This is a genomic window from Pseudonocardia wallangbongensis (assembly GCF_054486945.1).
This window is the reverse complement of sequence record NZ_JBRERS010000001.1, coordinates 424,556-450,899: the sequence shown is the minus strand read 5'-3', so window position 1 is coordinate 450,899 and position 26,344 is coordinate 424,556. Positions and strand designations below refer to the sequence as shown.

The following is a 26,344-nucleotide window of genomic DNA, read 5'->3' as shown; positions in this document are numbered from 1 at the left end:
CCGCACGATCACCTCCTGCCGTGAGCAAACGATTGACCAACCCTCCTCGCTTCTTCCCGTTCGTCCGCGACGCGCACCTGCCCGCGTACGCCAAGGCGGCCTACCCGGTTGCGGCGATCGTCGTTCGTCGGCGACCCGAGCGGGGTCTCGGCCGTCACGGTGGGGCACCCGGAGAAGACGCTGTCGGGCACCCGGACCGACGTGATCCTGCACTATGCCGACCGCCCGCTGCGGGCGGTCGTCTCGACCAACCACGACCACCGCTTCGGCCCCCGCCACGAGGAGAGCTACATCCAGTGGGAGGGCACTCACGGGGCCGTCCGCGCCCAGATGGGGCTGCTGCTCGACTACCCGACGGGCGGCCCCGACCTGCTGGAGTGCCGGCTCGACGGCGACCCCGACTGGCGGCAGGTTCCGTTCACCGGGTCCTGGTTCCCCGACGCGTTCATCGGCTCGATGGGCGTGCTGCAGCGCTACCTCGAGGGCTCGGTGGCGACGCTGCCCACCTCGGTCGAGGACGTCCTGCACACCACGGCCGTGATCGAGGCGGCCTACGCCGCGGCCGCGGCCGGCGGCGTGCCGCCGGCCTACGGCTCGTGGGCCGGCCGGAGCTCGTGATCGTGCCGGGCCCGGCACGGCACCCCCTGCAATCGGCTACGGGGCGGTGGACTCGCGCACGACCAGCTCCGGGGGCGGGTCCGTGATCGTCACGTCGGCCTTGTCGCCACCCTCGACGCGCCGGATCACCGCGGTGATCGCCGTGCGGCCGAGCGTGTAGAACTGCATCCGCACCGCGGTGAGCGGCGGCCACGTGTTCTCGGCGGTCCACGAGTCGTGCACGCAGACCACGGACAGGTCCTCCGGCACCCGCACCCCCGCCGCCCTGGCCTCGGCCAGCAGCCCGATCGCCGCGTTGACGTTCGCGACGACCACCGCGGTCGGTCGCGGGCGCAGGTCCAGCATCCGGCGCAGCGCGGCGCGGCCGTCGTCGGGCCGGTAGCCGAGGCGGGTCTCGTGGCCCTTGGCCACCGGCAGTCCCGCGTCGGCCATCGCCTTCTTGAACCCCACCCGGCGGCGCTTGGCGGTGAACGAGCGCGGTACGCCGCCGGCGAATGCGATGCGTTCGTGCCCGAGGCCGATGACGTGCTCGGTGGCGATCCGGGCGCCCGTCTCGTCGTCGAGCGCCACCGATCCGACGTGGCCCGGGGCCGCGGAGTTGATCAGCACGATCGGGGCGGAGGACGCCATGAGCTCGGCGAGCCCCGTCGGGTCCACCCCGTCGCCGACCTGGACGGCCATCCCGTCGACCCGGCCCTCGCCGATCAACCGGGCGATCACCTCGGCCCCCGGCCGCACGTCGTCGGAACGCCCGAGCAGGAGGGTGTACTCGTGCGCGGACGCCTCGTCCTCGGCGCCGTGCATCAGCTCGGTGAACAGGGCGTTCGTCAGGTCCGGCACCACCAGCCCGATCACCCGCGTGCGGGCCGACTTCAGCGCGCGGCCGGCGAAGTTGGGCCGGTACCTGAGCTCCCGCGCGGCGTCGAAGATCCGTTGCCGGGTGGCGTCGCTGACCCGCACCGAGGGGTCTCCGCTCAGCACCCGCGACACGGCCGACACCGAGACGCCCGCCAGCCCCGCGACATCGGCCAGGGTGGGCACGGCGGCGAGCCTACCCGGCGCACTCCCGCGTCGGCCCGCCTCGCCGCGCCCACCGCTCACGGGTGCGGGGCGGACGCCGGGGCTTCTCCGGCGACGTCGGCGGCGACCCCGAACTCGGCGAGCAGGGCCACCGCCCGCGCCTCGTCGCCCACGGCCCGCAGCGCCGCGGCGACGGCGCGGGCGTTGGCGACGGTGCCGGGATGGCCGTCCCCGAGCACGCGGCGCCGCCGGGCGAGGGTGTCCTCGTCGAGCTCGCGGGCCCGCTGGTGCTCGCCCAGGGCGTGGAGGTCGGCGGCGAGGTTGTTCACGGAGTTGAGCGTGTTGGGGTGGTCGTCGCCGAGCGCGCGGCGGCGCCGGGCGAGGGTGTCGTCGTCGAGCGCCCGTGCCTGCTGGGGATCGCCGAGCTCGCGCAGGGCGACGGCGAGGTTGTTGGCGTTGGCGAGCGTGTCGGGGTGGTCGGGGCCGAGGATGCGGCGGCGCCGGTCGAGCGAGTCCGCGTCCAGCTCGCGGGCCTTCTGGAACTCGCCCAGCGCGCGGAGGTCCGTCCCGAGGAAGTGGGCCGACTCCAGGGTCTGGATGTCGTCGCCGCCGAGGACGCGGCGGCGCCCGAAGAAGGCGAGCTCGTCCAGCTCGCGGGCTCTCCGGAAGTCGCCGAGCCCGCGGTAGTCCCCGGCGAGGACGCCCGCGTTGGCGAGCGTGCCGAGGTGGTCGTCGCCGAGTGCGCGGCGGCGGCGCGCGAGGGTGTCCTCGTCGAGCTCGCGGGCCTGCCCGCTCTCACCCAGCTCCCGTAGGTCGGCGGCGAGGTTGTTCGCGGTGGCGAGGGTGGTGGGGTCGTCGGGGCCGAGGATGCGGCGGCGGCGCTCCAGCGTGTCCTCGTCGAGCTCGCGGGCTTGCTGGTACTGGCCCAGCGCACCCAGCTCGACGGCGCGGTTGTGCGCGTCGGCGAGGGCGTCGGGGTGGTCGGCGTCGAGAGTGGGTCGACGGTTGAATGTCCAGGGCACTGGGTCCTCTGCGATGTCGAGATGATCAGGCGTTGTGCTTGCCCTGATCGTGGCAGGCGCGCCGCGCCATGGCAGCAACGACCCGCGCACCGGTCAGCGAGTATCCGCTCCGATCCCGTAGAAGCGGCGCGCGGTGCCGGCGTACACCTCGGCCCGATCGCCCTCGGACAGCCCGGCGAGAACCCGGGCCAACCCGTCGAACACCCGGTCGTACCCGCCGGCCGCCACCGAGATCGGCCAGTCGCCGCCGTACATCAGGCGGGTGGGGCCGAAGAGGTCGAGGGCCCGGTCGACGAAGGGGCGGAGCGCGTCGGGCGTCCAGGTGTCCGGCGCGGCGCCGGGGTAGAGGCCGGAGATCTTCGCGTGGACGAGCGGGTTCCCGGCGGCCGCGGCGATGAGGCTCCACCAGGGCTCGACGGCGTCCTCGCCGATCGGCGGCTTCCCGAGGTGGTCGATGACCAGGCGCAGGCCGGGGTGCCGTTCGGACAGGGTGGGCACGTGCTCGAGGTGCCGGTGGAGCACGGCGACGTAGTCGAACGCCACCCCGCCTCCTCGAGGACGCCGAGGCCCTCGTCGACGTCGGGCCGCAGGATCCAGTCCGGGTCCGGCAGGTCGTGGGTCAGGTTGCGGATGCCGACGATCCGCGGGTCCTTCCGGAGCTCGGCGAGCCGTTCGGCGGCCCGTGCGGGCCGGTCGAGCGGGACGTAGGCGACGACCGCGGCCACTCGCGGGTGCCGGTCGGCCACCTCGAGCATCAGGTCGGTGTCGGCGTCCGTGTCGTCGGACTGGACGAGGACCGTGGCGTCGACGCCGGCCCGGTCGAGGTGCGGCTCCACCTCGTCGAAGGTGAAGGTGCGGTTCCACTGCGGGACGTGCCGGCCCAGCCAGGGGTACGGCGAGCGGGTGAGGTCCCAGACGTGCTGGTGGGCGTCGATGATCACTCGTTCCGCCTCTCTGCTGGATGTCCCGCTCGGCGCGGACGATCGCGGGTTCCGGGTCCGCTCCCCGCCAGACCACGGCGTCGACCAGCGCGCTCACGGAGGCTCCGGCCCGCAGCGGCCATGGCGGGGAGCCAGTCGGCGGGGACCACCAGGATGTCGGTGGGAGGCGGAGCCGGCCCGAGCGCCGCGGCCTGCAGCTCGGGGAGCCCGTGCCAGGTGGCCGACACCGTCCCGGCCGACCAGGCCGCGGCGTGCGCCGAGGCGGCCCGGCGGAAGCCCTCGAACTCGCGCCCCCACAGGCGCAGGGGTGGAGCGGTCATCCGCGCTTGTTGGCGCTGCGTTTGTTCACGAGGTACAGGTGGGTCAGGACCAGGACGGTCTCGCGGCGCTGGTTGGTCACGGTGACCTGTTCGTGGACGTAGCCGTGGGTCTCGGGCATCCGCTTGTGGTCGGCCTTCTCGGTGATCTCGGCCGTGACGGTGATGGTGTCGCCGATGAACACCGGCTTGATGAAGCGGATCTTGTCGTAGCCGTAGGACATCGACTGCGGGTTGATGTCCCCCGCGGTCATCCCGACGGCGACGGAGAGCACGAGGGTGCCGTGCGCGATGCGCTGCCCGGCCGGCTGCGTGGCCATCCACTCCGCGTCCATGTGATGCGGGAAGAAGTCCCCGGTCTGGCCGGCGTGCAGCACGATGTCGGCCTCGGTGATGGTCCGGCCGACCGTCGTGCGGCTCTCGCCGATCGCGTGGTCCTCGAACCAGCGCTCCTCGACCTTCATGCGCCCTCCTCCCGCAGCAGCCGCTCGGCGGGGGCGCCCGCCCGCCCGAGCAGGTCGTCGTCGGTCAGCTCGCCCGCGAGCACCGCGGTGACCCAGGGCGAGACGGTGTCCTGGAACTCGATGTAGCCGGCGGTGTGCGGCCGCACCCACGCCCGTTCGAGGGTCTGCCGGGTGCCGCGGAAGAAGACCCACGAGTCGGCGCCCCGGCGGTCGTCGTCCCAGGACGCGCCGTAGCCGGGTTGCCCGCCCGCGTCGTAGTAGACGCCCGACCGCACCTGCGGCGACGCGACCCAGAGCGCGCAGGCGCGGGCCGCGTCCACGTCGCGGGCCCGCGCCGACACCGCGACGCCCGCGCCGCCGAGCAGAGAGCCCGCGACGCCCGGCACGTCCCCGTACTTCAGCCGGTGCGGGCGGAACCCGGCCCGGGAGTAGTTGGCGTAGCACCAGCGGTCGTCGCCGTCCCCGGCGAGCGCCTCGGCAACCTCGATGGGGTTCGCGGAGAGGCACCACCGCGGCACCCGCTCGGCGAGCCGGTGCATCAGGTCGAGGACGGGAGCGGCATCCTCGGGGGAGAGGAACGTGCCGGGCGCGGCGCCCACGGGGGTGCCCCGTCCCGCGGCCAGCGTGCACAGGGTCGAGAACGCGTCCACGGGCTTGGCTGGCCACAGCACCCGGCCCTCCCGGGCCAGGTCGAGCGCGCCGTCCCAGGCGGTCGGGGCGGCGGCGAGCCGGTCGGGCCGGTGGACGGCGACCTGGGCGGCCGCATCGGTGGCCAGGCCGTACTGGTGGCCGGCGTGGGCGTAGGTCGCGTGGCTCGGGCCGAGCGTGTCGGCGGCGAGCGCGGTGAGCGCCTCGTCGTGACCGGCCCCGTCGAGCGGGGCGAGGAGCCCCATCGCGGCGGCCAGGGGGACGTGCGGGTGGTCGATCACGAGCAGGTCGTAGCGGGCGGTCAGGTGCTCGAGCGGCTCGTCGGCGAAGGCCTGCAGGGAACGGAACTCCCAGCGCACCTCGACGCCGGTCAGGCGCGCGTACTCGGCGGCCGCCGCGACCTGGCAGTCGTAGCCGCGCGGGTGTTCCCAGGTCATCCCGCGCAGGACGGTCATGCGCCGCCCCCGATCGGCTGCGCACCGCGGACGGCGGTGTTGTGCTCGCCCAGCCGCGGGCCGGGGCGCGGGCTCGTGAGGCGGTGCCCGTCGATGCGGATCGGGGTGCGCGTGGTGGTGAGCGTGAGGCCCTCGCGGCGGACCTCCTGCGTCATCGCGATCTCCCGGAAGCCGTCGTGCTCGACAAGCTCGTCGAGGGTGAGCACGGGGGCGCACCAGACGTCCTCCGCGTCGAGCACCGCGAGCCACTCGTCGCGGGTGCCGGTGCGTAGCCGCTCGCTGACGAGCTCCTCGATCTCGTCCTGCCGTTCCCACCACTGCGCCGGGTCCGTCATGGACTCGAGGGCCGGGATGCCGAGCAGCCGGCTGATCGTCGGCACCGGGTTCATCGCGATCGCGAGGTAGCCGTCGGCGGTGGGGTAGATGCCGTAGGGCGCCGAGAGGAACGCGTGGGCGGACCGCGGGCCCCGGCGCCGGACCGCGACGGTGGGGTCGTTGAGCCTGGTGGTGAGCAGCTCGAACTGCAGGTCGAGCATGGCCTCGAACAGGCTGGTCTGGGCGAGCCCGCCCCGGCCGCTGCGGAACCGGCGCACGAGCAGGGCGGTGATGCCCTGGGCGAGGTGGCAGCTCGCGAGGTGGTCGGCCACCGCCAGCCCCACCGGCACCGGCGGGTCGCCCTCCGAACCGGAGAGCCACGGCAGGCCGGCGACGGCCTGAGCGAGGAGGTCCTGGCCGGGACGGTTCTTGAAGGGCCCGCTGTCGCCGTAGCCGCTGACGCTGCCGTAGACGATCGCCGGGTTGATGGCGCGGGCCGACTCGTAGTCGAGCCCGATCCGCTCCATGACCCCGGGCCGGAAGTTCTCGATCAGGACGTCGGCGCCGCGGACGAGGTCGCGCACCATCGCGAGGTCGCCGGGATCCTTGAGGTCCGCGGTGATGCCGTCCTTGTTCCGGTTCATCGCGTGGAAGGACAGGCTGTCGCCCTGGACCGTGCGCCCGGCGAAGGCGAGGGACCGGCCGAGGTCGCCGCTGCCCGGGCGCTCCACCTTGATCACCCGGGCGCCGAGGTCGGCGAGCCGGAGCGCCGCGACCGGGCCGGCGAGGAACTGGCTGAAGTCGAGAACGACGACTCCCTCGAGCGGCAGGTCGGTCACGGAACCTCCTTGTCGGATGGGCCTGCTCAAACGTTATACCAGGGAAATGGGAGGGTCAATCGACGGCAGGTCGCGCCGTCAGACGGCGGCGGGCGCGCTCCGGGTGCGGCCCACGGCGACCTGGGTGCCGAGCGAGAGCAGGGACGCCGCGACCATCACGACGGCCATCACGAGCGGGCTCGACCCCACGAGCGGCGATACGACCGCGCCAAGCGCGAACTGCAGGGCGCCGAGGAGCGCGGACCCGGTCCCGGCGATGTCGCGCACCTCGCGGGAGGCCAGCGCGGTGGCGTTGCCCATGATGAAGCCGAGGCTCGTGAGCGCGAGGAAGAGGACCACGAGCACGGGCCACAGCGACGGCCCGGTCAGGACGATCCCGAGCAGCGCGACCGACAGCAGCACCAGCGCGGTGGTGGCGATCGCGAGCACCCGTGCCGGGTCGACCCGGCCGGCGAGCTGCCCGTTGGCGATGCTCGCGCCGATCAGGCCGGCGGAGTTGATGCCGAACGCGAGCGCGTACGCCCCGCTCGAGAGGCCGAGCGTCTCCTGCAGGACGAACGGCGAGCCGGAGATGTAGGTGAACAGCGTGGCGAAGGCGAGCGCGAAGGCGCAGGTGAACCCGACGTAGCGCGGGCGCTTCAGGGCGGACCGGACGTCGCGGCCCGTCGTGCGCAGCCCGCCCCGGACCCGGCGCTCGGGCGGAAGCGTCTCGGGCACCGCGGTGAACGCGCCCACCGCCATGAGGAGGGTGAGCGCGCTCAGTGCCACGAAGATCCAGCGCCAGCTGCCGGCCGCGAGCAGGCCGCTGCCGATCAGCGGGGCGACGACCGGGGCGATCCCGTTGATCGCCATCATCAGGGAGAACAGGCGCACCGTCTGGCTGCCCGTGGTGCGGTCGACGATCATCGCGCGGCTCAGCACGATGCCGGCGGCGCCGCCGAAGCCCTGGAGGAACCGGGCGACCACCAGGACGCCGATCGTCGGCGCCGCCACGCAGGCAGCGCTGGCTGCGAGGCAGAGCACGGTGCCGGCGAGGAGGAGCCGCCTGCGGCCCCAGGCGTCGGAGAGGGGGCCGATGACGAGCTGGCCCGCGGCGAGCCCGACCAGGAACCCGGTGAGCGTCAGCTGGACGTTCGAGGCGGTGGTGCCCAGCTCCGCGGCGACGTCGGGGAGGGCCGGGAGGTACATGTCCGTCGCGAGCGGTGCGATCGCGGTGAGCAGCGCGAGCGCGCAGATCCAGACCGCGAAGGGGGCCCGGGTGGCGAGCGACATGTTATCAAGTTATATCTAATCTCTGCGGATATCATCCGGGTGTGACCGACGTCGACGTGGAGCTCGACGACCTGGCCGAGGCGGCCCACACGCTGTCGCGGACGCTGCGGCGCACCGGGGAGCTCGAGGTGGGGCTCGACCAGCTGCCCGGCTCCGAGCTGGACGTCCTGCGGTTCGTCGTGGCCCACCCGGGCGCGTCGGTGTCGGAGGTGGCGCGGGCGCTGCGGCTGCAGACCAGCAACGTGAGCACCACGGTGCGCGCGCTCGTCGAGCGCGGGCTGGTCGTCCGGGAGGCCGACCCGCGCGACCACCGGCGCAGCCGGCTGCGGTCGAGCCCCCTGGCCGACGAGCACCGGCGGCTGCTCGGCCGGGCCTGGTCCCGCGCCATCGCCGGCGCGCTCGCGGAGCTCGCGGACGACGACGCGGTGGCGGTCCGCGCGGCGGTGCCCGCCATGTCCCGGCTGGCCGAGTCCCTCCGTCGGCGGGCCGAAGGGAATACATGACAGTCGGTGACGCGTATCCGGTCCGAGACTGGTCCGCATGGCGAAGCACGTGGTGGACATCGAGGTGATCGGTCCCTGGTCGCTGGAGACCAGCAGGACCTTCTGGGAGCGGTGCGCGCCCGTCGCCCCGGCCGCGACGGCCGGTCCGGACGGCGTGTTGCGCACGGCCTTCTGCGCGGACTCCGATTGGCGGCGCGTCGACGTGGCGGTCACCCGGGGCGGCGGCCCGGCCCGGATCGTCGTCAGCGGCGGCGGTGACCTGGACGCCGCCGCGGCCCAGGTGCGCCGGTTCCTGTCCCTGGACGTCGACGGCCGGGGCTGGCCCGGCGTGGTCGGCCGCGATCCGGTCCTCGCCCGGGTCGTGGCGCGGTGGCCGGGGTTGCGCCCGTGCGGGTTCCACTCGCCGTACGAGGCGGCCGTGTGGGCGGTGCTGTCCCAGCGCATGGGCCAGGCCCGGGCCGCGATGCTGCGCGACCGCCTGATCGCGGACCACGGTGACGCCGGCGCGTTCCCGGCTCCGGCGCGGCTCGTCCGCCTGGACGTCGAGCTGCCGTGGCGCAAGAGCGAGTACCTGCGTGCCGTTGCCTCGGCCGCGCTGGACGGGCTCCTCGACGGGGCCCGGCTGCGCGGCCTCGACCCGGAGGAGGCGGTGCGGCAGGTCCGGCAGGTGAAGGGGCTCGGCCCGTTCTCCGCCGAGCTCGTGGTGCTCCGCGGCGCGAACCACCCCGACGCGCTGCCGACCCAGGAGCCGCGGGTGCGGGCCGAGATCGCCGCGCGCTACGGCCGCGACCCCGCGGAGGTCGCCGAGGGCTGGCGCCCGTACCGCACCTGGGCCGCGGTGCACCTGCGCGTGCTCCGCGCGATCACGGCCGGGACGTGCTCGCCCGGGGACGCCCCGGCACCGCGCGGCGGCGGCCGGGCACCTGGGTCCGCGCCTGCGCGACCGCGGCGGCCACCCGCGCCGATGCTCCGGGCAGGGGGTCCCGGGCCGAGCGGCCGACCCAGTCCGGCCGGTCCCGGAAGCGGGCCAGGACCGAGGCGCCCTCCAGCACCACGGCGGCCGTGATCACCTCGTCGTGCGTGCGCAGGACGATCACGACGATCGCACCGCGGAAGCGGCTCTTGCCGCGGCCCGTGACGAGCATGTGGCCCGGCTCGTCGTGCGCGCGGGCGAGCCGCTTCACCGTGCGGGCGTAGTACTTGTGCTGGGCGATCGCGCTGATGCCGGTGAGCGACATGATCGCGACGACGAGCACGAAGACGGTGGCGTTGTCCACGTCAGGCCTCCTGCGTCGAATCTCCCGGGCCCTTCCGGGAACGGAGGGGCCACGGCTTCGCCCGGCCCTGGGCGGAGGCCCGCTGCGCCCGGACGATGGCCTCCGGGTCGCGCGCCCGCAACTGCACGGTGCCGCAGCCCTCGCACATCCGCGCGCCCACCTCCGTGGCCACCTCGGTGGTCCCGAGCCGGTAGGTGAACCGGAGCGAACCGACGACCGGCACGGCGATCCGGCCGTCGATCCACTCCCCGCCGCACGACGGGCAGCGCTCCGGTGCCTCGCTCATGCCGCCGGTACCCGCCCGAGCCCGGACACCACCGGGTGGCCGTCGAGCAGGCGGTCCTGCAGCGCGCGCAGCTGGGCGATGGTCGTGCCCGTGTCGATCTCCACGTCGTCCTGGGTGAGGACCTGGTCCTGCCCGACGTCGCGGGTGAGCCGCGCGCCCGCGAGCAGGCCCAGCGGTGCGAGCCCGTCCGCCTTCAGGCCCTCGGCGCTCCGGATGACGCCGTACACGCAGTCGCCGCCGATCCCGTCGATCACCTCGCCCGCGCGCATCGCCCGCTTCGCCCCCGCCGCGACCTCGGCCCGCCACGCGCGCGGCTGGATGTCGCTGCGGCCGTCCAGCACGGCCGCCGGGATCGAGAGCGGCGCCTCGATGCTGGCGAGGTGGTAGGGCCGGTAGAAGGAGTAGTACGGCCCGGCACCCATGCCGAGGTACTCCATCTCCTCCAGCACGGTCGGCTCGTCGCTGCGGGCCACCACGAACACGCCGGGCGCCACCGGGCCGGTGGCCATGTCGACCACCCCGCTGCGGTCGAGGATCCCGCCGTCGGCGGCCGGCCGGAACACGTCGTGCAGTTCGGGCACCGTGGTGCGGTGGCCGGAGAGCCCGCGCTCGCCGACGCCGAGGTCGGCGGCGTTCGCCAGTGCCGCCATCTCGATCATCGCCTTGGACCCGTCGACGAAGCTCGCGAGCATCTTCGGGTTCATCCGCTTGCGCCGGGCCTCGTCGGCGAGGCCGGCCGGGGTGGCGTGCGGGTCCAGCGGGTTGTTCTTGCCCTTGCCCGCGCACACGACGTCGAACGCGAGGTCGCGGGCGAACTCGACGAGCTTGAGCGCCTCGGCGGGCTCGTCGCCCCGGCACAGCGTGTACACGGCGCCGGACTGCGCGGCGATCCGCGACAGCATCCAGCCGACGGTGACGTCGGTCTCGACGTTGAGCAACCCGACGTGCCGTCCCGCCAGGAGGCTCCGCAGCGCCACCTCGGCACCGATCTCCGGCACCCCGGTGGCGTCGATGACCATGTCGACGGGCAGCGCGGTGGCCAGGGTGTGGTCGGTGACGGCGACGGTGCCCCCGTCGGCGACGACGCCGCTGAGCGCGTCCAGGTCGTCGCCCGTCGAGACGTTCTCGACGCCCACGGCGTGCAGGGCCCCGGTGGCCCGCCGGAGATCCACGTCGGCGACGGCGACCACCTCCACGCCGCTGATCCGCCGGACCTGCGCGACGAACCCCCGGCCCATCTGGCCGGCCCCGACGAGCCCCACCCGCACGGGCCGGCCGGTGGCCCGCTCCCGATCGAGAAGGCGTTCACGGTATGCCAATGCGACCCCCTAGCGTGGCGAGCGGAACTCGATGACGTGGCCGGGCCGCGGCTCGGGCACGCCGCCCGCGGCGTGGACGGCTCCGGGCAGCAGCTTCTGGTCGGGCTGGTCGACGTAGAGCACGACGTGGCCGAGCTCGTCGAGGTTCTTCGCGGCGATGTCGCCGACCGCGGTGACCGTGAGCTCGTGCCCGCCCACGGAGACGACGTCCCCGACCCCGATCACGATGTCGGGAACGCGGTCCTCGGGGCGGTGCACGACGCTCACGTCGGCCAGCGCGTCCGGGAGCGGCTCGGCGTAGAGGATGACGACGCCGGCGGCGAGCATGTCGCCCGCCTCCGGCCCGACGCTGGTCACGGTCGTGCGGTAGTAGGTCATTTCCCTCCAGTCACAGGCCGAAGCTCGCGAACCACGCGATGACGACGGCGAGCGGGGACGTGATGAGCCGGCTGAACAGCACGGCCGGCACGCCGATCTCCACCGTCTCCGCCCTCGCCTCGCCGAGCCCGAGGCCCACCGGCACGAAGTCGCAGCCGACCTGGCCGTCGATGGCGAACAGGGTGGGGAGGGCGTACTGGACCGGCAGCGCGCCGGTGGCGATCTGCGTGCCCATCAGGACGCCGACGATCTGGGCCACGGCCGCGCCGGGCCCGAGGATCGGCGACAGGAACGGCAGCGCCACCACGGCGCTGATCGCGATCAGCCCGAGCGGGTTGCCGGACAGCGGGGCGAGCAGGTTGCCGATCGCGGTGGCGATGCCGGTGTAGATGACGACGCCGAGCAGCAGGCTGACGTACGCCATGAACGGCAGGATCGTGTTCAGCGTCAGGCTGATCGACTGGCGGCCCGCGGCGAGGAACGTGTTGATGATGTGGCCGATCCCGCCACCGAACCGCACCAGGAACCCGCGCGGCGCCTGGGTTGCGGGTGCCGGCGCAGGAGACGGTGTCGGCGTGCCCTCGGGCAGGGCGGCTTCGGACGCGCCGTCGCTGAGCTCCACCTCGTCGGGCCCCACGGCCGAGACGAAGATGTCCTCGGTGATGAACTGCGCGAGCGGCCCGCCCGGCTCCCCGGGGTAGACGTCGACCGTCGGGATCCGCTTGCGCGGGTACACCCCGATCCGGGCGGTGCCCCCGCAGTTGATGACCGCGGCGAGGACCTCCTCGTCCGGCACGCGGGTGCGGAAGCCGTCGACGACCTCGGCGCCGGAGAGATCGGCGATCCGCTGCGCGACGGCGTGGATGCCACCGCCGGTCACGGAGATGACCTTGTTGCGTTCCGCGGTGGGGGTCAGCTCGAGCCCCTGGCCCCAGCCGTTGGCGCCGGGACGCACGGTGACGGTGCGGTAGGCGACCTCGCGAGTGGTCATCTCGTCGCACCTCCGGCGGTGCTGAACTCGGCGTCGAACGAGCGGAACAGCTCGGTCTTGCCGGCGCGCCGGATCAGGTAGGAGGTGATCAGTTCGGTGATCACGCCGCGGATGAGGATGACGACGACGCCCACCGCGAAGTAGCGCACGGCCAGCGGCACCGTCGACTGGCCGAGCTGGGTGATCCCGCTCGCGACGCCGAGCCAGACGAAGAGCTCGCCCGCGTTCGCGTACGGGAAGAACGTGGTGACGGGGTGGACGAAGGAGACCGCCGAGTCGTAGAAGGCGGGCTTGTGCCGCTCCCGCAGGAAGCGGCCGAACGTGTAGCACATCGGGTTGGTCAGCATCAGCACCGCGATCACCGGCATGACCGTGTATCGGGTGATCCACCAGCGCGACGACCACTGCACCGCCCGTGTCACCCGGTCCTCGCCGATGAACGCGATCAGCGCGTACATGCCGGTGAGCAGCACGATCAGGGTTGGGAGGATGCCGGTCACCAGCCCCGCGAACTGCTTTCCGGCCTCGTTGAAGATGCCGATGAAGTGCTCGCCGGCCCAGATGATCGCGTTGAGGATCGGGTTGTCGCTGCCCTCGCTCGGGGGCGGGGGAGCTTGGCTCAGGGAAAAGGTCACGTCCATGGGAGCCTTCCGGATGCCAATTTCACGTATGTGCAGACGATTCACATCTGCGCGCGATGCGTTGATAGCACCGCGAGACGTGGAGCACAAGTGGGCCGGCTACTCGTCGAGCTCGCGCTCCAACATCGCGGCGAGCTCCTCGAGGGTGGCGGCGGCGTCGTCCCCGTCGGCGTGGAGCGTGACGACGTCGCCGTGGGCCGCGCCCAGCGTGAGGAGGTTGAGCAGGCTCCGCGCGTTGACCGGCGGTTGCCCGTCCTTCGCGATCCGCACCGGGACTCCCGCCCGCGCCACCGCTTTGGCGAACAGCGACGCGGGTCGCGCGTGCAGCCCGACCTTCGAGCCGATCCGGACCTGCCGTTCGGTCATGGGCAACCTCCGTTGGTTGGGTCGAGTGTGCACATCTGTGCAGATATCGCACTTGGTGGGTACTATCCATGCTCACATCGGTGATTGACAAGGAACTTGGTGACGATGCCTGCTCCACGTGATCGCGGTTCCCTGGTCAAGGCGGCCCGGATGTACTTCCTCGACGGCCGTTCGCAGGACGACATCGCCCGCGTGCTGGGCACGAGCCGGTCGAACGTCTCGCGGATGCTCACGGCGGCCCGGGCGCAGGGCGTCGTCGAGATCCGCGTCCACGACCAGACGGCCCGGGCGTTGGAGCTGGAGCAGGCGCTGCGCGACGCGTTCGGGCTCGCACAGGTGCGGGTGGCCGCGTTCCGCCCGGGGGCCGACGTGGTGGCGGCGGCGGGTGACCTCGCCGCCCAGTGGCTCGACGAGACCGTCCGCGACGGCCAGGTCGTGGGCCTGTCGTGGGGGACGTCCCTGCAGGCGATGGTCTCGGCGGTGTCCGTCGACAAGCCCCGTGACGTGGAGGTCGTCCCGCTCGTCGGCGGCCTGACCGTCGACGCGTCCCTCGTCGCGGGGGAGGAGCTGGTGCGCGAGCTGGCCGGCCGGCTCGGGGCGACGCACCGCTACCTGCACGGACCGGCCCTCCTGCGCTCGGGTGCCGCACGCGACGCGCTGCTCGCCGAGCCGTCCATCCGGGAGGCGCTGCGGTCGGCGCTCTCGGCCGACATCGCGATGATCGGGATCGGGTCGGTCGGCATCGGTTCCAGCAACGTCATCGTCGACGGCCTGGCGCTCACGGACACCGAGCGCGCGGCGTTCCTCGCCGAGGAGCCGGTGGGCGACGCCTGCTGCCGGTTCTTCGACGCCGAGGGCCGGCCGATCGGGGGCGAGGTGCACGACCGGGTGCTCGCCGTCGAGCTCGAGGAGCTCCGGCGCATCCCCGTGGTCGTGGGCGTCGCCACCGGCGCGGAGAAGGCAGCGGGTGTGCTGGGCGCGGTGCGCGCGGGGTTCGTCGACGGGCTGGTCACCGACTCCGGGCTCGCCCACGCCCTGCTCGGCGCGGCCGGTGGGGGTTAGTGCTGCAGCCGGGGTTCGTGATGGTGCCGGCGCAGCGTCGCTGCTGGCGTGGGGTGCGCAGTGATAGTCATCGGGTGGAGCTGGCCAGGGGATTCGCTGCCGGTGGGCGCGCCGTACCCGGCTCGTAGCCCGATCGCCGCACCCCGTCGACCCGGTCCGGGGCGCGGGCCCTCCGGTTCGCTTCGTCTCCGGCGCCTTTCCGAGATGGCCTGGTTGGCGCCACTACCGTCCCCCCGGGGTCACCCGGGCGGCCGTCCCCGACCTGCCGGCACGCCCGTTGGCGACGGGATCCTGCGGATGGGTGGGACTCGACCGGCGGTGGTGCCGTTGCCCGGGCCGCTCAGGCTGCGGTGTCGGCGCCGAGTGTGCTGCCGCCCGACGCCCGGCCTGGTGTGACCCGAGGATGGGGCGTGATCAGCGGATACGGGACCTGCCGTGCATAGGTGAGCGTGATGTCCCGATCCCGCCGATCACGGCCCGCTGGGTGTCGATGTCGGGGTTGTTCGTGGGGTCGCCCGGGTGTCTGGGGAGTGCAGAAGGGGCGGGCGGGACCACCGCAGGTCGAGTGGCCGCCAGCAGTGGCGGTCTCGTCGGGACTGGCGTGCCGGCAGGTCGGGGACGGCCGCCCCGGTGACCCCGGGGGGACGGTGGTGGTGCCAACCCGACCACCCGCGGGGGTGAGGTCGGGTCCGGACGGGAGTGGCCGCGCCCGGGGCCGGGTCGACGGGGTGGGGGCGGTCGGCTGCGAGCCGGGTACGGCGCGCCCACCGGCAGCCGATCCCGCGACGAGACAGACCCGACCGCCGGGTGCCGGTCACGTTCATGATCCGAAGTATCGGGTGTCCATGGGCGTAGCGACAGCCATGGGCAACCGAAACTTCGGATCATGCCTGCGCATCGACGGGCATCGGCCCTGCGCCGCCGGCCAGCAACATGATCACGAACTACCGCTGCGGTATTGAGCACCCTTTACAGCCGGTTCTCACGCGTGCTAGAGATGTTCACCATCGTGAATCATCTGCACGAAGTTGCGCTTGCGAGGGGAGCGGCGTTGCGTGATCTCGCGAAGGAGCCCGAGGCGGCGCGGCATGCGCTCCGGACGATGTGGACCGCCCGCCGGTTCGAGGAGGCGGTGGACCAGCTCTTCGCCCGCGGTCTCATGCACGGCACGATGCACCTGTCCATCGGCCAGGAGGCCAGCGCGGTGGGCACGTGCCTCGCCCTGCGGCCGGACGACCTGATCACCTCGACGCACCGCGGGCACAGCCACTGCGTGGCGAAGGGTGCGGACCTGACCCGGATGATGGCCGAGCTGCTCGCCAAGGACACGGGGTACTGCCGCGGGCGGGGCGGCTCGATGCACATCGCCGACGTCGACACCGGCAACCTCGGCGCGAACGGGATCGTGGGTGGGGGGATCCCGATCGCGGTGGGCGCGGCGCTCGCGCAGCAGCTCGGGGGCACCGGGCGCGTCGTGGTCGCGTTCTTCGGGGACGGTGCCGCCAACGAGGGCGCGTTCCACGAGGCGGCCAACCTGGCGGCGGTGTGGGAGCTGCCGGTGGTGTTCGTCTGCGAGAACAACCACTACGGGATGTCGATGTCGGCCGACGAGGCGTTCGCGATCGAGGACATCGCGAGCCGCGCGGCGGCGTACGGATTCCCGGGGACCACCGTCGACGGGAACGACCTGCAGGCCGTCTACGAGGCGGTGTCCGCGGCCGTCGACCGGGCGCGCACCGGCGACGGCCCGATGCTCGTCGAGAACGTGACCTACCGGTGGAAGGGCCACTCGAAGAGCGACAAGAACCTCTACCGCACGCGCGAGGAGATCGCCGAGTGGCAGGGGCGCGACCCGATCGCCCGCTTCGAGGGCGCGGTGCGCGCCGCCGGCGGCCTCACCGGGGCCGAGGTCGACGCCGCCCGCAAGGAGGCGACCCACGCGGTGCGCGAGGCCATCCGAACGGCCAACGCCGCGCCGCCCGCACTGGCCGGCCGCGACGTGCTCCTGGCCGCGGTGTACGCGGACGCGCCGGCATGACCACCACCTCCGACCTCCGCGAGACGACATACGCCGAGGCCGTCCGGGAGACCCTCGCGGACCTGCTCGGGACCGACGAGCGGGTCTTCCTCATGGGGGAGGACATCGGCGTCTACGGGGGCGCGTTCGGCGTCACCACTGGCCTGCTCGAGCGGTTCGGGCGCGAGCGCGTCCGCGACACGCCGATCTCGGAGATCGCGATCGTCGGCGCGGGTGTCGGGGCCGCGCTGTGCGGGCGGCGGCCCGTCGTCGAGCTGCAGTTCTCCGACTTCGTCACCTGCGCGATGGACCAGATCGTCAACCAGGCCGCGAAGATCCACTTCATGCTCGGCGGCGCGGCCCAGGTGCCGCTCGTCATCCGCGCCCCCGCCGGCTCCGGCACGGGCGCGGCCGCGCAGCACTCGCAGAGCCTGGAGGCGTGGTTCGCGCACGTCCCCGGCCTCAAGGTCGTCATGCCCGCCACCCCGGCCGACGCCATGGGCCTGCTGCGCGCGGCGGTGGCCGACCCGAACCCGGTACTCGTCCTGGAGCACAAGCTGCTCTACAAGGAGCGGGGCCCGGTCCCGCCCGGGCACCACGTCCCGCTCGGGACGGCGGCCGTCCGGCGCCGCGGCGGCGACCTGACGATCGTCGCGACCTCGGTGATGGTCGGCCGGTCCCTCGCCGCCGCGGAGGTGCTCGCCGCCGGGGGGATCGAGGTCACGATCGTCGACCCGCGCACGATCACGCCCCTCGACGAGGCGACGATCCTCGGCGAGGTCGCAGCCACCGGGAAGGCGCTCCTGGTGCAGGAGGCCCCGCGGACCGGCGGCTTCGTCGCCGAGATCGCGGCCCGGATCGCCGAGTCGGACACGTTCCGCGCGCTCAGGGCACCGGTCGTGCGGCTCTGCGGGCTCGACGTGCCGATGCCCTACGCGCCCGACCTCGAGAAGGCGGCCGTGCCGCAGGTGCCGGACATCGTCACGGCCGCCCGCCGACTGCACGAGGGAGGATGACCGTGGCCGAGACGCCGATCCGGATGCCGAAGCTGTCCATGACCATGGAGGAGGGCGAGTTCGCCGACTGGCTCGTTGCCCCGGGAGATACCGTTACCAAGGGGATGCCGCTGGCCGTCGTCCTGACGGACAAGGTGGAGATGGAGATCGAGTCGGAGGTCACGGGCACGGTGACGCGCCTGACCGCCGCCGAGGGCGACGTCGTCGCCGTCGGCGATCCGCTCGGCTACGTCGACGCCACCGACGAGGACGGCCTCGGCGACCTGGACGAACTGCTCTCCTGACCTGCCCGCCCTCACCGACGAGGAGCAACGCATGCACGAGGTCCTGCGCGGGATCGGAGCGAGCCCCGGTGCGGTCGCCGGACCCGTCGTCCGGCTCGCGCCCCCGCCGCCGGACCCGCCTGCGGACGGCGCCGTCGAGGACCCCGGTGCGGAGGCCGCGCGGGCCGGGGCCGCGCTCGCGGGCGTCGCCGAGTTCCTCCGGGCGCGCGGGGCGGCCGCCGGGGGAGCGGCCGAGGAGGTGCTCGAGGCCCAGGCGATGATGGCCGAGGACCCCGAGCTGCGCGAGCGGGTCGCCGATCTCGTCGCCGGCGGCCGCACGGCCGCTCGCGCCGTCCACGAGGGGTTGACGTCCTACGCCGAGGTGCTCCGGGGGGTGGGCGGCTACGTCGGCGAGCGGGTGGCCGATCTCGAGGACATCAGGTGCCGGGCGATCGCCCTGCTCACCGGCGCCAGGATGCCCGGGATCCCGCTCCTGCGCCGGCCGTCCGTACTCGTCGCGCGCGACCTCGCGCCCGCGGACACCGCCATGCTGGACCGCGACCGGGTGCTCGGTTTCGTCACCGAGCTCGGCGGCCCGACCAGCCACACCGCGATCCTCGCCAAGCAGCTCGGCATCCCCGCGGTGGTCGCGTGCCCGGAAGCCGCGGATCTCGACGAGGGCGCCCATGTGGCCGTCGACGGGTCCGGCGGGGAGATCACGGTCGACCCGCCGGAGAGCGTCCTCGCCGGCATCGTCACGCGGACCGCGGCCCGTGCGGCGAGGCCCCAGCCGGCCGGACCGGGCCGCACCGCGGACGGAACCCCCGTCGCCCTGCTCGTCAACGTCGGCACGGTCGCCGATGCGCGGGCGGCCGCCGACGTGGCGTCCGAGGGGGTCGGGCTGTTCCGCACCGAGGTCCTCTACCTCGGCCGCACCTCCGCACCGCCGGTGGCGGAGCAGGTCGAGGCCTACCGGGCCGTGTTCGACGCGTTCGCCGGGCGGAAGGTCGTGATCCGCACCCTCGACGCGGGCGCCGACAAGCCGTTGCCGTTCATCGACCACGCGCAGGAGGCGAACCCGGCGCTCGGGGTGCGCGGGCTACGCGTGGCGCGGCGCCAGCCAGGGCTGCTCACCGACCAGCTCGCGGCCATCGCCGATGCGGCGGCGTCCTGCTCCGCGGAGGTGTGGGTGATGGCGCCGATGGTGTCCACGCCGGCCGAGGCCGCGGAGTTCGCCGGGCAGGCCCGCGCGTACGGGCTGGCGACGGTCGGCGCCATGGTCGAGGTGCCGGCCGCCGCGCTCCGCGCCGCCCGGCTCCTGGAGTGCTGTGACTTCGTCAGCATCGGCACGAACGACCTCGCCCAGTACGCGTTCGCGGCCGACCGGACGACGTCCGCGCTCGCCGACCTCCTCGACGTCTGGCAGCCCGCGCTGCTCGACCTCGTCGGGGCGGTCGCCGACGGCGGGCGTCGCACGGGCCGTCCGGTCGGCGTCTGCGGGGAGGCGGCCGGTGACCCGCTGCTGGCGCTCGTCCTCGTCGGGACGGGGCTCAGGAGCCTGTCGATGGCCCCGGCCTGCCTGCCGGCCGTCCGCCACGCCCTGAGCACCCACACCCTCGACGAGTGCGTCGACATGGCGAAGGCCGCGCGGGAGGCGGACGACGCCGTGTCCGCCCGCGAGGTCGTCCGCCGGCTCGCTTCTCCCGAAGTACTGGCCCTGCTGTAGTGGGAGGCACCATGCAGCGCTACGTCGTCCCCCTGCAGTGCCACCGCTGCGGGAGCGAGCGGTCGCACGCGGTGGTGTACCTGGGAACGATCATTGCCCGCGTCACGTGCTCGGAGTGCGGCTCCACGGTGGCCCCCCGGCCCGATGTCCTCCTGGAGCGCTACCTGCGGGACCTCGAGCTTCGGCTCGCCGACAAGCCGGGGAAGATGCTGCGCCACGCCCGCCGGCAGCCGGTCGACTTCCTCTTCCACTACCTGCCGCTGGGCATCATCCGCAAACCCGGCGAGATCCTGCGCGAGTGGAAGCTGCTCGTCGGCAGCTCGTCCACCGGCACGTCCCGCACGCCGGGCTGCGGCGAGCCGCGCCCGGCCGACGTCCCGGAGGAGACGCCGCGGAAGCCCTGATCGAGGGCGGTCCGCTCAGCTCGTGAGCTGCCGGACGAACCACCGGGTCACGATCTCGTCGACCGCCCCGGCCGTGGGCAGCTGCGGAGCCGGTTCCAGGCCCGGCTCCTCGGCCAGCGGGTGCGCCAGGCCGGGCACGCCGACCAGCTCGACCTCGTCGGGGTGCGAGTACCGCTCGCGCAACGCATCGACCAGAGCGGCCGCGTCCGTACGCAGGGCCGGGTGGTCCCGCTCCCCGCTGACGAGCAGCAGCGGCGGCTGCACCGTGAGATCAGCGGCACGGGCGACGAAGTCCAGCTCGTCGGCGACCTCGTCGGCCTTCGCGGTCCACCGGTACGGGTGGCCCGCGAGGCCCTCGACGAGCGGGACGACGGACCGGATCCGCACCGCCGGGTTGACCAGCGCGACCGCACTGACCGGAACCTGCCCCGCGGTCAGCACGTGCAGCGCCACGGTGCCGCCGAGCGAGGCGCCGAGGACACGAACCGGCTCGTCGTCGACCGGCAGCTGATCACGCAGCGCGGTGAGCGCGGCCGGGAACTCGGCGGCGGCCTGGTGGGCGAGCGGGGCCAGGAAGGCGAGCAGCGCGTCCTCGCGGGCGAGCGCGACGGCGGCGTCGAGCCGGCCGTCGACCATCCGCGCGCCGCACATCGGCATGCCCAGGTGAACGCGCCAGGCAGGCACTCCGGCCATGGGCAGCGCGGCCGCGAACGCCGCGTCCGTGCGCGGCGCGTCCAGCATGTGCCACGTCACGATCAACGGCGCAGGACCGTCGTTGACTCCGGCCGGCGGGAGCGCCGTGTACGGCACCCCGGCCGCGGTACCGGTGATCGCTTCCATGTCTCCCCCTCGGTCCACGGATCGCCACCGTAGACAGCGGGGCGGCCGCCGCGACCCTCCTTTCACCACGGGCGAAACCAGCGGTGACCCGGCGCAGTCCGTCCGGAGACGCAGCGGGATCCCCGGTGAATGCCCGCACCGCGCAGCGGTGCGACCCGTGATCGATGCGAGCTGCACCTGGCGGCGGCCGCGGCCACGCGGCGTCCATCCCGTGGCGACGGTGATCGACGAGTGCGGTCACAGAGCCGCACGGGCGCGGCCTGAGAACGGCATGCGCTGATCAAGCCTGGGCAGCGCCGGGCGTGGATCATGCCGGCGCATCCACGGCGTCGGCCCCACGATCCACCGCGCTAGAACGCCTGGGACGCGGTGGGGCGCTCGCCGCGACGGGCGGCCTCGACGAGGTGGGTGAGGTCGTCCTCCGTGACCGGGCGGGGGTTGGCGTAGGGGGCGGCCGTGGCCTGCCGGACCACCTCGGCCAGGCCGGACTCCGGCATGCCGAGCTCGGCGAGCGACCGCGGGGCGCCGAGCTTCGTGGCGAGGTCCCACAGGGCGCCGCCGGGATCCGGGCCCAGGAGCGAGGTCAGTGCCGGGCAGGCCACCGCGTTGAAGGCGGCGACGTGGGGGAGGACCACGGTGTGGACCTCGGCGTGCGGCAGGTCGAAGGTCCCGCCGAGCACGTGGCAGAGCTTGTGGTGCAGCGACATCGTGGTGGCACCGAGCACCGCGCCGCACAGCCAGGCGCCGTACTGGGCGCGCGTGCGTGCCGCGAGGTCCGTGGGTTGGGCGACTACCTCGGGAAGGGCCTCGAGCAGCGCCTGCGCGCCCTCGCGCGCCATGAGCGAGATGATCGGCGACGCGTCCGGGGCGTAGAGGCCCTCGACGGCGTGGGCCACCGCGTTGAACCCGCTGGTCACGGACAGCGGGACGGGCAGGGTGAGCGTCAGGTCCGGGTCGTAGACGACGCTGCGGGGGAGCACGGCGGGGTCACGGCCCGTGCGTTTGCGGCCGCCCTCGGTGAGGCCCCAGATGGGTGTCATCTCCGAGCCGGCGTACGTGGTGGGCACCGCGATGACGGGGAGCCCGTGCTCGAGGGCGATCGCCTTCCCCAGGCCGATCGTGGACCCGCCGCCGGCGGCGACGCAGCCGTCTGCGCCCAGCCCGGCCGCCGCCTCGCGGGCCCGCGCCGCCACCTCGACCGGCACGTGCATCCGGGCGTGCGGGTGGACGCCGGCGGCCCGGGAGCCGAGCCCGTCGGCAACCCGCCGGCCGAGCTCCTCCTGCTCCGGCGTGGTGAGCACGAGGACGCGGTCGAGCCCGAGCTGCTCGACCTCCGCACCGAGGCGGGCCGAGGTGCCGGCGCCGAAGACCACCCGCATCGGCAGGGACTGGTAGCTGAACTCATCCCACACGATCGGGCTCCAGCACCAGGTCGACCGACGCCGCCCGGAACGGGTTGTCGACGCCGTACCGGCGCGCCTCCTCGGCGTCGTCGACCTCCTTGAAGTCGGCCACCAGGCTCTGCTTCACGGCGAAGACGGCGTCGGAGTCGAGGTACGGGCTGCCGGCGACGAAGATGTGGGTGGTGAGGTTCCGGTGCCCGGGCGCGCCGGCGATGAAGTGGATGTGGGCGGGGCGGAACGGGTGGCGCCCGGTCGCCAGGAGCATCCGGCCCACCGGGCCGTCGGTGGGGATCGGGTAGTGGCTCGGCACGACCGTCCGGAACTCGAACCGGCCGTCGGCGTCGGTGTGGAAGAGGCCGCGCCCGTTGCCGAGCGGCTGCACATCGGGTTGCTGGACGTCGTAGAACCCGTCCGCGCTGCACTGCCACACGTCGACGGTGGCGCCGGCCAGCGGGGCGCCGTCGGTGTCGAGGACACGGCCGGTGACCACGCACGGCTCCGACCCGCCCATGAGGTCGGTCGAGTCGCCGTTCTCCCGCTCCGGCGAGGCGACGACGTGGAACGGCCCGAGCACCGTGCTCTCGGTGCCGGCCTCCTGCCCGTTCATCGTCTCGACCAGCATCGAGACGCCGAGCACGTCCGAGAGCAGGATGAACTCCTGCCGGTTGGCGTCGCACTTCTGCCCGACGGCGGTGAGGAACTCGATCGCCGCCTCCCATTCGGGCAGCGTGAGACGTACCTTGCGGACGAAGTCGTGCAGGTGGGGCACGAGCTCCTGCAGGATCTCCCGCAGGCGCGGGTCCGCCGTCTCGGCGAAGCTCTCGATCACCGCTGCGGTGGTGCTCTCGGAGGTGAGGTCCATCCTTGGCTCCCGAGGGAAGGAGGCGTGACATGCGAACAGCCGGGTCGGGGCCCACGCTAGGCGGCTCGGCCGCCGGCGGGACAGCCGCTTCGCGCGATCGGTGGCCGGAAACCGCTGCGGTATTGGCTCGGCACGCGATCTGCGACCACGCCTCCTTCGAGGAGTTCCGGAGCGAGCCGAACGCGCTCTACTACCCGGCGCGGGTCGAGCCGCTCGGCGCGGCTCCCGACGACACCGGTCTGCTGCGCGGTGTGCGCACCGAGCACCTCACGGTCGGGCTGCGCCCCTACCACGAGCGGCTGCTCGCCGCCGGCCTGCTGTTCGCGCAGCGGCACAGCTACACCGAGGCCCTACGAGATGGGGCCCTCCGAGATAGGGCAGGCGCGTGATCGACGTCGTCGTGCAGGGTGCGCCGCAGGACGCCTACACGCTCGGTGACCTGGCCCGCGTGGCCGGCGTGAGCGCCCGGCGGCTGCAGGAGGCCTTCCGCGAGCACGTCGGCACCACGCCGATGGGGTACCTGCGGCCGGTGCGGCTCGACCGCGTCCACGAGGAGCTGCAGACGGGCGCGCCGGGCGTCACGGAGACCGCGTACCGCTGGGGTTTCACCCACCTCGGCCGGTCCGCGAGCGCCCACCGGGAGCGGTTCGGCGTGCTCCCCTCGGACACGGCGCGGACGTGACGCCCGCCGGGCTTCAGGTGGCCCGTGCGAGCACGGACTTGATCGAGGCCTCGAGGATGTCGACGCCGGTGTGGAGCTCGTCCTCGCTGATCGTGAGGGGCGGGGCGATCCGGAAGATGCCGCCCATCCCCGGCAGCTGGACGATGTTGAGGTGCAGGCCGCGTTCGAGGCAGGCAGCGGTGACGGCCTGGCCGAGCGTGTCGGCCGGGGTCCGGCTGTCCTTGTCCGTCACCAGCTCGATGCCCTGCAGGAGGCCGCGGCCCCGGACGTCGCCCACGACCTCGTGGTCGTCGCGCAGGCCCAGCAGCCGGCTCCTGAGCTGTTCGCCCAGCTTCGCGGAACGCGCGACCAGGTCGTCGCGCGCGATGACGTCGAGGACGGTCAGGGCGACGGTGGCGGCGAGGGGATCGGAGACGTGGGTGGTGAAGAAGAGGAAGCCGCGGTCCCGGCAGACCTGCTCGATCTCGGCGCTCGTCACCACGGCCGCGACCGGCAGGCCGGCCCCGAGCGTCTTGGAGAGGGTGAGGATGTCGGGGGTGACGCCGTCGCGCTCGAACGCGTACATGTGGCCGGTCCGCCCGAGACCGGTCTGCGCCTCGTCCAGGACGAGGAGCATGCCGCGCTCCGCGCACATCTCCTTCAGGCGGGCGAGGTAGCCGAGCGGCAGGTCGATGATCCCGCCGGACGACAGGATCGGCTCGACGATGCATGCGGCGAGCGCACCGGTCGACTGCTGGTCGACCAGGGCGAACCCGTACTCGAGCTCGGTCTCCCAGTCGTGGGAGCCGTCGGGACGGCGGAACGGCGACCGGTAGCCGTTGGGGGTGGGCAGGGTGAGGTTCCCCGGCATGGTCGGGCCGTACCCGCGGCGGCCGGCGGAGAACGTCGCCGCTGCGGCCCCGGACGTCATGCCGTGCCAGGACCGGTCGAACGACACGATCTCGTACCTGCCGGTGTACAGCTTCGCCATCTTGATGGCGGCTTCGTTGGACTCCGCGCCGGTCGTCAGCAGCAGCGTCTTGGTGAGGGGCTCGGGCAACGTGGCGGCGAGCCTCTTCGCCAGGTCGACGACGGGCCGGCTCAGCATCCCGCTGAACAGGTGGTCCAGCGAGGCGACCGACTCGGAGACCGCCCGGACGATGTCCGGGTGCGAGTGCCCCAGGACCGCGCTCATCTGGCCGGAGGTGAAGTCGAGGATCGCCGCGCCGGCACTGTCGTGGACGTAGCAGCCGGCTGCTCTCTCGATGATGCGTGGCGTGAAGGGAGCGCCGTAGCGCACCACGTGCCGTTCGACGTCGTCCCAGAAGGTGTCGTCCCTGAAGGTGCCCACCAGGGGAGAGGGTACTCACGCGTGGCCGGGTTCGGGCTCCACGAGGTCGGCCGCGCTCCGCCGCGGGGTGGCCGCGATCGGCCAGCCGTGCCCGATCCGCAGCACCACCTGCGGCGGGCGGGTGGTGCCGACGAGCCTGCGCAGCTCTTCCCGGGCGAGCGGGACCTCCACGACGTGGGAAAGGAACGACGTCGCCAGGCCCTCGGCCGTGGCCGTGAGCAGCACGCGCTGCATCGCCTGACCGGCCTGGACCTCCGCCTCGGGGCCGCTCAGGTGCGCGAACAGGACCGCGAGGAACGGGTCGGCCTCGAAGTCCTTGCCGGGGACGCGGGTGTCGCCGGCGCCCGCGGTGTAGTCGCGCAGCACCCACCGGTCCTGTGGCTCGGGCAGCGGCCCGCCGGCCATCGCCGGCACGCCCCGCGTCTCCGAGGATCGCGCGGTCCAGTCGGCGAACTCGGCCCGGAACCGCGGGTCGGACAGCTGCGTGTCGTGGGCCCGGGCGGCGATGTGCTGCAGCGCGGACCGCTGCCGCGGGTCGTCGAGCAGGTGCAGCCAGCAGCTCTCGTCCTGTGCCGCGCGGCGCAGCGCGTACTGCTCCTGCAGCGTGAGCTGCGCGTCGCTGTAGGGGTGCCGGTTGGTGTGCCGCAACGGGACGGCCCGGAGCAGGCGCTGCTGGTCGGGGGTGACGAGCCTGCGACCGCCCGCGCGCACGACGGCGAGCAGCCCCGGCCGGCTGCGGTTGGGCATGATCGTCACGAGCGGCCGGACGCCGAACCCGTGCAGCCCGAGCCGCAGGTTGAACAGCGCCGCACCGCATGCGATGCGCAGCTCCCGGTCGTTCGGGTCGGCCACGGGCACGCGACGGTCCGGGTCGGCGTGCAGCTCGATCGTCGTGGTCGTCAGCCGGAACCGCCACGGCTGGCTGTTGTGCAGCGACGGCGCCCGGCTCGCCGTCGTCAGCAGGCCGTCGACCTGCTCCTCCGTGAGACCGAGCGCGCCGCAGATCTCACCCATCCGTCGAGACTGGGCCCAGCCGCGGTGCCGGGATACGGGCCGAAGGGCCCGCG

At 73.7% G+C, this 26,344-nt stretch carries 30 protein-coding genes and 1 pseudogene; 10 read left to right on the top strand and 21 right to left on the bottom strand.

What is annotated here, in order from left to right:
• The first annotated feature begins 108 nt into the window (after positions 1-108).
• Positions 109-618: a hypothetical protein gene (locus ACU436_RS02220; protein WP_459021037.1), complete on the top strand. Its 510-nt coding sequence runs from the start codon at positions 109-111 to the stop codon at positions 616-618.
• Positions 619-654: 36 nt separating this feature from the next.
• Here the strand turns inward: ACU436_RS02220 and ACU436_RS02215 are convergent, their stop codons facing one another.
• From ACU436_RS02215 to ACU436_RS02175, 9 genes and pseudogenes are all read right to left on the bottom strand, one after another.
• Positions 655-1,659, bottom strand: a complete 1,005-nt coding sequence (locus ACU436_RS02215) for a LacI family DNA-binding transcriptional regulator (RefSeq protein WP_459021035.1) — start codon at positions 1,657-1,659, stop codon at positions 655-657.
• 56 nt (positions 1,660-1,715) lie between these two features.
• Positions 1,716-2,660 (bottom strand): tetratricopeptide repeat protein, encoded by a 945-nt coding sequence (locus ACU436_RS02210; protein ID WP_459021033.1) that lies wholly within the window; start codon positions 2,658-2,660, stop codon positions 1,716-1,718.
• 93 nt (positions 2,661-2,753) lie between these two features.
• Complete coding sequence (locus ACU436_RS02205) at positions 2,754-3,203, bottom strand: amidohydrolase family protein (protein ID WP_459021032.1); 450 nt, start codon at positions 3,201-3,203, stop codon at positions 2,754-2,756.
• Between the two features lie 56 nt (positions 3,204-3,259).
• Positions 3,260-3,601 (bottom strand): annotated as a pseudogene (locus ACU436_RS02200) (amidohydrolase family protein); the annotation flags it as partial.
• A complete protein-coding gene (locus tag ACU436_RS02195) occupies positions 3,598-3,921 on the bottom strand; it encodes a hypothetical protein (protein ID WP_459021030.1) in 324 nt (107 codons plus the stop codon). The gene ACU436_RS02195 and the pseudogene ACU436_RS02200, both read right to left, overlap by 4 nt.
• Positions 3,918-4,382, bottom strand: a complete 465-nt coding sequence (locus ACU436_RS02190) for a MaoC family dehydratase (protein WP_459021028.1) — start codon at positions 4,380-4,382, stop codon at positions 3,918-3,920. Before ACU436_RS02190 ends, ACU436_RS02195 begins: the two co-directional genes overlap by 4 nt.
• Positions 4,379-5,485, bottom strand: coding sequence for an extracellular solute-binding protein (locus tag ACU436_RS02185; protein WP_459021026.1), 1,107 nt, complete (start codon positions 5,483-5,485; stop codon positions 4,379-4,381). Before ACU436_RS02185 ends, ACU436_RS02190 begins: the two co-directional genes overlap by 4 nt.
• Positions 5,482-6,639 carry a CaiB/BaiF CoA transferase family protein gene (locus ACU436_RS02180; RefSeq protein ID WP_459021024.1) on the bottom strand — a complete coding sequence of 386 codons (1,158 nt, stop codon included), beginning with the start codon at positions 6,637-6,639 and terminating at the stop codon, positions 5,482-5,484. The genes ACU436_RS02185 and ACU436_RS02180 overlap by 4 nt, the downstream gene beginning before the upstream one ends.
• Positions 6,640-6,717: 78 nt before the next feature.
• Positions 6,718-7,911 carry a multidrug effflux MFS transporter gene (locus ACU436_RS02175; RefSeq protein ID WP_459021022.1) on the bottom strand — a complete coding sequence of 398 codons (1,194 nt, stop codon included), beginning with the start codon at positions 7,909-7,911 and terminating at the stop codon, positions 6,718-6,720.
• A 41-nt stretch (positions 7,912-7,952) separates the two neighbouring features.
• Here ACU436_RS02175 and ACU436_RS02170 point away from each other — a divergent pair, with 41 nt between their 5' ends.
• Positions 7,953-8,414, top strand: coding sequence for a MarR family winged helix-turn-helix transcriptional regulator (locus ACU436_RS02170; protein ID WP_459021020.1), 462 nt, complete (start codon positions 7,953-7,955; stop codon positions 8,412-8,414).
• An 863-nt stretch (positions 8,415-9,277) separates the two neighbouring features.
• On the opposite strand, the gene ACU436_RS02165 is transcribed toward ACU436_RS02170, so the two are convergent.
• The 7 genes from ACU436_RS02165 to ACU436_RS02135 are packed head-to-tail and all read right to left on the bottom strand — an operon-like array spanning position 9,278 to position 13,672.
• Positions 9,278-9,652 (bottom strand): transcriptional regulator GutM, encoded by a 375-nt coding sequence (locus tag ACU436_RS02165; RefSeq protein ID WP_459022595.1) that lies wholly within the window; start codon positions 9,650-9,652, stop codon positions 9,278-9,280.
• A 40-nt stretch (positions 9,653-9,692) separates the two neighbouring features.
• A complete protein-coding gene (locus tag ACU436_RS02160; protein ID WP_459021018.1) occupies positions 9,693-9,977 on the bottom strand; it encodes a hypothetical protein in 285 nt (94 codons plus the stop codon).
• Positions 9,974-11,296 carry an NAD(P)H-dependent oxidoreductase gene (locus ACU436_RS02155; RefSeq protein WP_459021016.1) on the bottom strand — a complete coding sequence of 441 codons (1,323 nt, stop codon included), beginning with the start codon at positions 11,294-11,296 and terminating at the stop codon, positions 9,974-9,976. Before ACU436_RS02155 ends, ACU436_RS02160 begins: the two co-directional genes overlap by 4 nt.
• A 9-nt stretch (positions 11,297-11,305) precedes the next feature.
• Complete coding sequence (locus tag ACU436_RS02150) at positions 11,306-11,674, bottom strand: PTS glucitol/sorbitol transporter subunit IIA (protein ID WP_459021014.1); 369 nt, start codon at positions 11,672-11,674, stop codon at positions 11,306-11,308.
• A 10-nt stretch (positions 11,675-11,684) separates the two neighbouring features.
• Positions 11,685-12,665, bottom strand: coding sequence for a PTS glucitol/sorbitol transporter subunit IIB (gene srlE / locus ACU436_RS02145; RefSeq protein ID WP_459021012.1), 981 nt, complete (start codon positions 12,663-12,665; stop codon positions 11,685-11,687).
• Positions 12,662-13,351 carry a PTS glucitol/sorbitol transporter subunit IIC gene (srlA, locus tag ACU436_RS02140; RefSeq protein WP_459021010.1) on the bottom strand — a complete coding sequence of 230 codons (690 nt, stop codon included), beginning with the start codon at positions 13,349-13,351 and terminating at the stop codon, positions 12,662-12,664. The genes srlE and srlA overlap by 4 nt, the downstream gene beginning before the upstream one ends.
• A gap of 54 nt (positions 13,352-13,405) precedes the next feature.
• Positions 13,406-13,672: an HPr family phosphocarrier protein gene (locus ACU436_RS02135; RefSeq protein WP_459021008.1), complete on the bottom strand. Its 267-nt coding sequence runs from the start codon at positions 13,670-13,672 to the stop codon at positions 13,406-13,408.
• Positions 13,673-13,777: 105 nt separating this feature from the next.
• On the opposite strand from ACU436_RS02135, the gene ACU436_RS02130 reads away from it, so the two are divergent.
• From ACU436_RS02130 to ACU436_RS02105, 6 genes are all read left to right on the top strand, one after another.
• Entirely contained in the window at positions 13,778-14,734 is a 957-nt protein-coding gene (locus tag ACU436_RS02130; protein ID WP_459021006.1) for a sugar-binding transcriptional regulator, read from the top strand.
• A gap of 1,051 nt (positions 14,735-15,785) precedes the next feature.
• Positions 15,786-16,772: a thiamine pyrophosphate-dependent dehydrogenase E1 component subunit alpha gene (locus ACU436_RS02125; protein WP_459021004.1), complete on the top strand. Its 987-nt coding sequence runs from the start codon at positions 15,786-15,788 to the stop codon at positions 16,770-16,772.
• A complete protein-coding gene (locus tag ACU436_RS02120) occupies positions 16,769-17,767 on the top strand; it encodes an alpha-ketoacid dehydrogenase subunit beta (protein WP_459021002.1) in 999 nt (332 codons plus the stop codon). Before ACU436_RS02125 ends, ACU436_RS02120 begins: the two co-directional genes overlap by 4 nt.
• A gap of 2 nt (positions 17,768-17,769) precedes the next feature.
• Positions 17,770-18,051 (top strand): biotin/lipoyl-containing protein, encoded by a 282-nt coding sequence (locus ACU436_RS02115; protein ID WP_459021000.1) that lies wholly within the window; start codon positions 17,770-17,772, stop codon positions 18,049-18,051.
• 31 nt (positions 18,052-18,082) lie between these two features.
• Positions 18,083-19,756, top strand: a complete 1,674-nt coding sequence (gene ptsP / locus ACU436_RS02110) for a phosphoenolpyruvate--protein phosphotransferase (protein ID WP_459020998.1) — start codon at positions 18,083-18,085, stop codon at positions 19,754-19,756.
• 11 nt (positions 19,757-19,767) lie between these two features.
• Positions 19,768-20,160 (top strand): hypothetical protein, encoded by a 393-nt coding sequence (locus ACU436_RS02105; RefSeq protein ID WP_459020997.1) that lies wholly within the window; start codon positions 19,768-19,770, stop codon positions 20,158-20,160.
• 15 nt (positions 20,161-20,175) lie between these two features.
• Here ACU436_RS02105 and ACU436_RS02100 read toward each other — a convergent pair whose 3' ends face one another.
• The 3 genes from ACU436_RS02100 to ACU436_RS02090 all read right to left on the bottom strand — a co-directional run bounded on the left by ACU436_RS02100 (position 20,176) and on the right by ACU436_RS02090 (position 23,265).
• Complete coding sequence (locus tag ACU436_RS02100) at positions 20,176-21,000, bottom strand: alpha/beta hydrolase family protein (protein WP_459020995.1); 825 nt, start codon at positions 20,998-21,000, stop codon at positions 20,176-20,178.
• A gap of 350 nt (positions 21,001-21,350) precedes the next feature.
• Positions 21,351-22,412 carry a maleylacetate reductase gene (locus ACU436_RS02095; RefSeq protein WP_459020993.1) on the bottom strand — a complete coding sequence of 354 codons (1,062 nt, stop codon included), beginning with the start codon at positions 22,410-22,412 and terminating at the stop codon, positions 21,351-21,353.
• Positions 22,402-23,265, bottom strand: coding sequence for an intradiol ring-cleavage dioxygenase (locus ACU436_RS02090; RefSeq protein WP_459020991.1), 864 nt, complete (start codon positions 23,263-23,265; stop codon positions 22,402-22,404). Before ACU436_RS02090 ends, ACU436_RS02095 begins: the two co-directional genes overlap by 11 nt.
• Before the next feature lie 122 nt (positions 23,266-23,387).
• Here ACU436_RS02090 and ACU436_RS02085 point away from each other — a divergent pair, with 122 nt between their 5' ends.
• Both ACU436_RS02085 and ACU436_RS02080 read left to right on the top strand, forming a co-directional pair.
• Entirely contained in the window at positions 23,388-23,654 is a 267-nt protein-coding gene (locus ACU436_RS02085) for a hypothetical protein (protein ID WP_459020989.1), read from the top strand.
• Positions 23,651-23,947: a helix-turn-helix transcriptional regulator gene (locus tag ACU436_RS02080; protein WP_459020987.1), complete on the top strand. Its 297-nt coding sequence runs from the start codon at positions 23,651-23,653 to the stop codon at positions 23,945-23,947. The genes ACU436_RS02085 and ACU436_RS02080 overlap by 4 nt, the downstream gene beginning before the upstream one ends.
• 13 nt (positions 23,948-23,960) lie before the next feature.
• Here the strand turns inward: ACU436_RS02080 and ACU436_RS02075 are convergent, their stop codons facing one another.
• Together ACU436_RS02075 and ACU436_RS02070 are read right to left on the bottom strand one after the other, a co-directional pair.
• Positions 23,961-25,277 (bottom strand): aspartate aminotransferase family protein, encoded by a 1,317-nt coding sequence (locus tag ACU436_RS02075; protein WP_459020985.1) that lies wholly within the window; start codon positions 25,275-25,277, stop codon positions 23,961-23,963.
• 15 nt (positions 25,278-25,292) lie between these two features.
• Positions 25,293-26,291, bottom strand: coding sequence for an Acg family FMN-binding oxidoreductase (locus ACU436_RS02070; RefSeq protein ID WP_459020983.1), 999 nt, complete (start codon positions 26,289-26,291; stop codon positions 25,293-25,295).
• Positions 26,292-26,344: the final 53 nt, after the last annotated feature.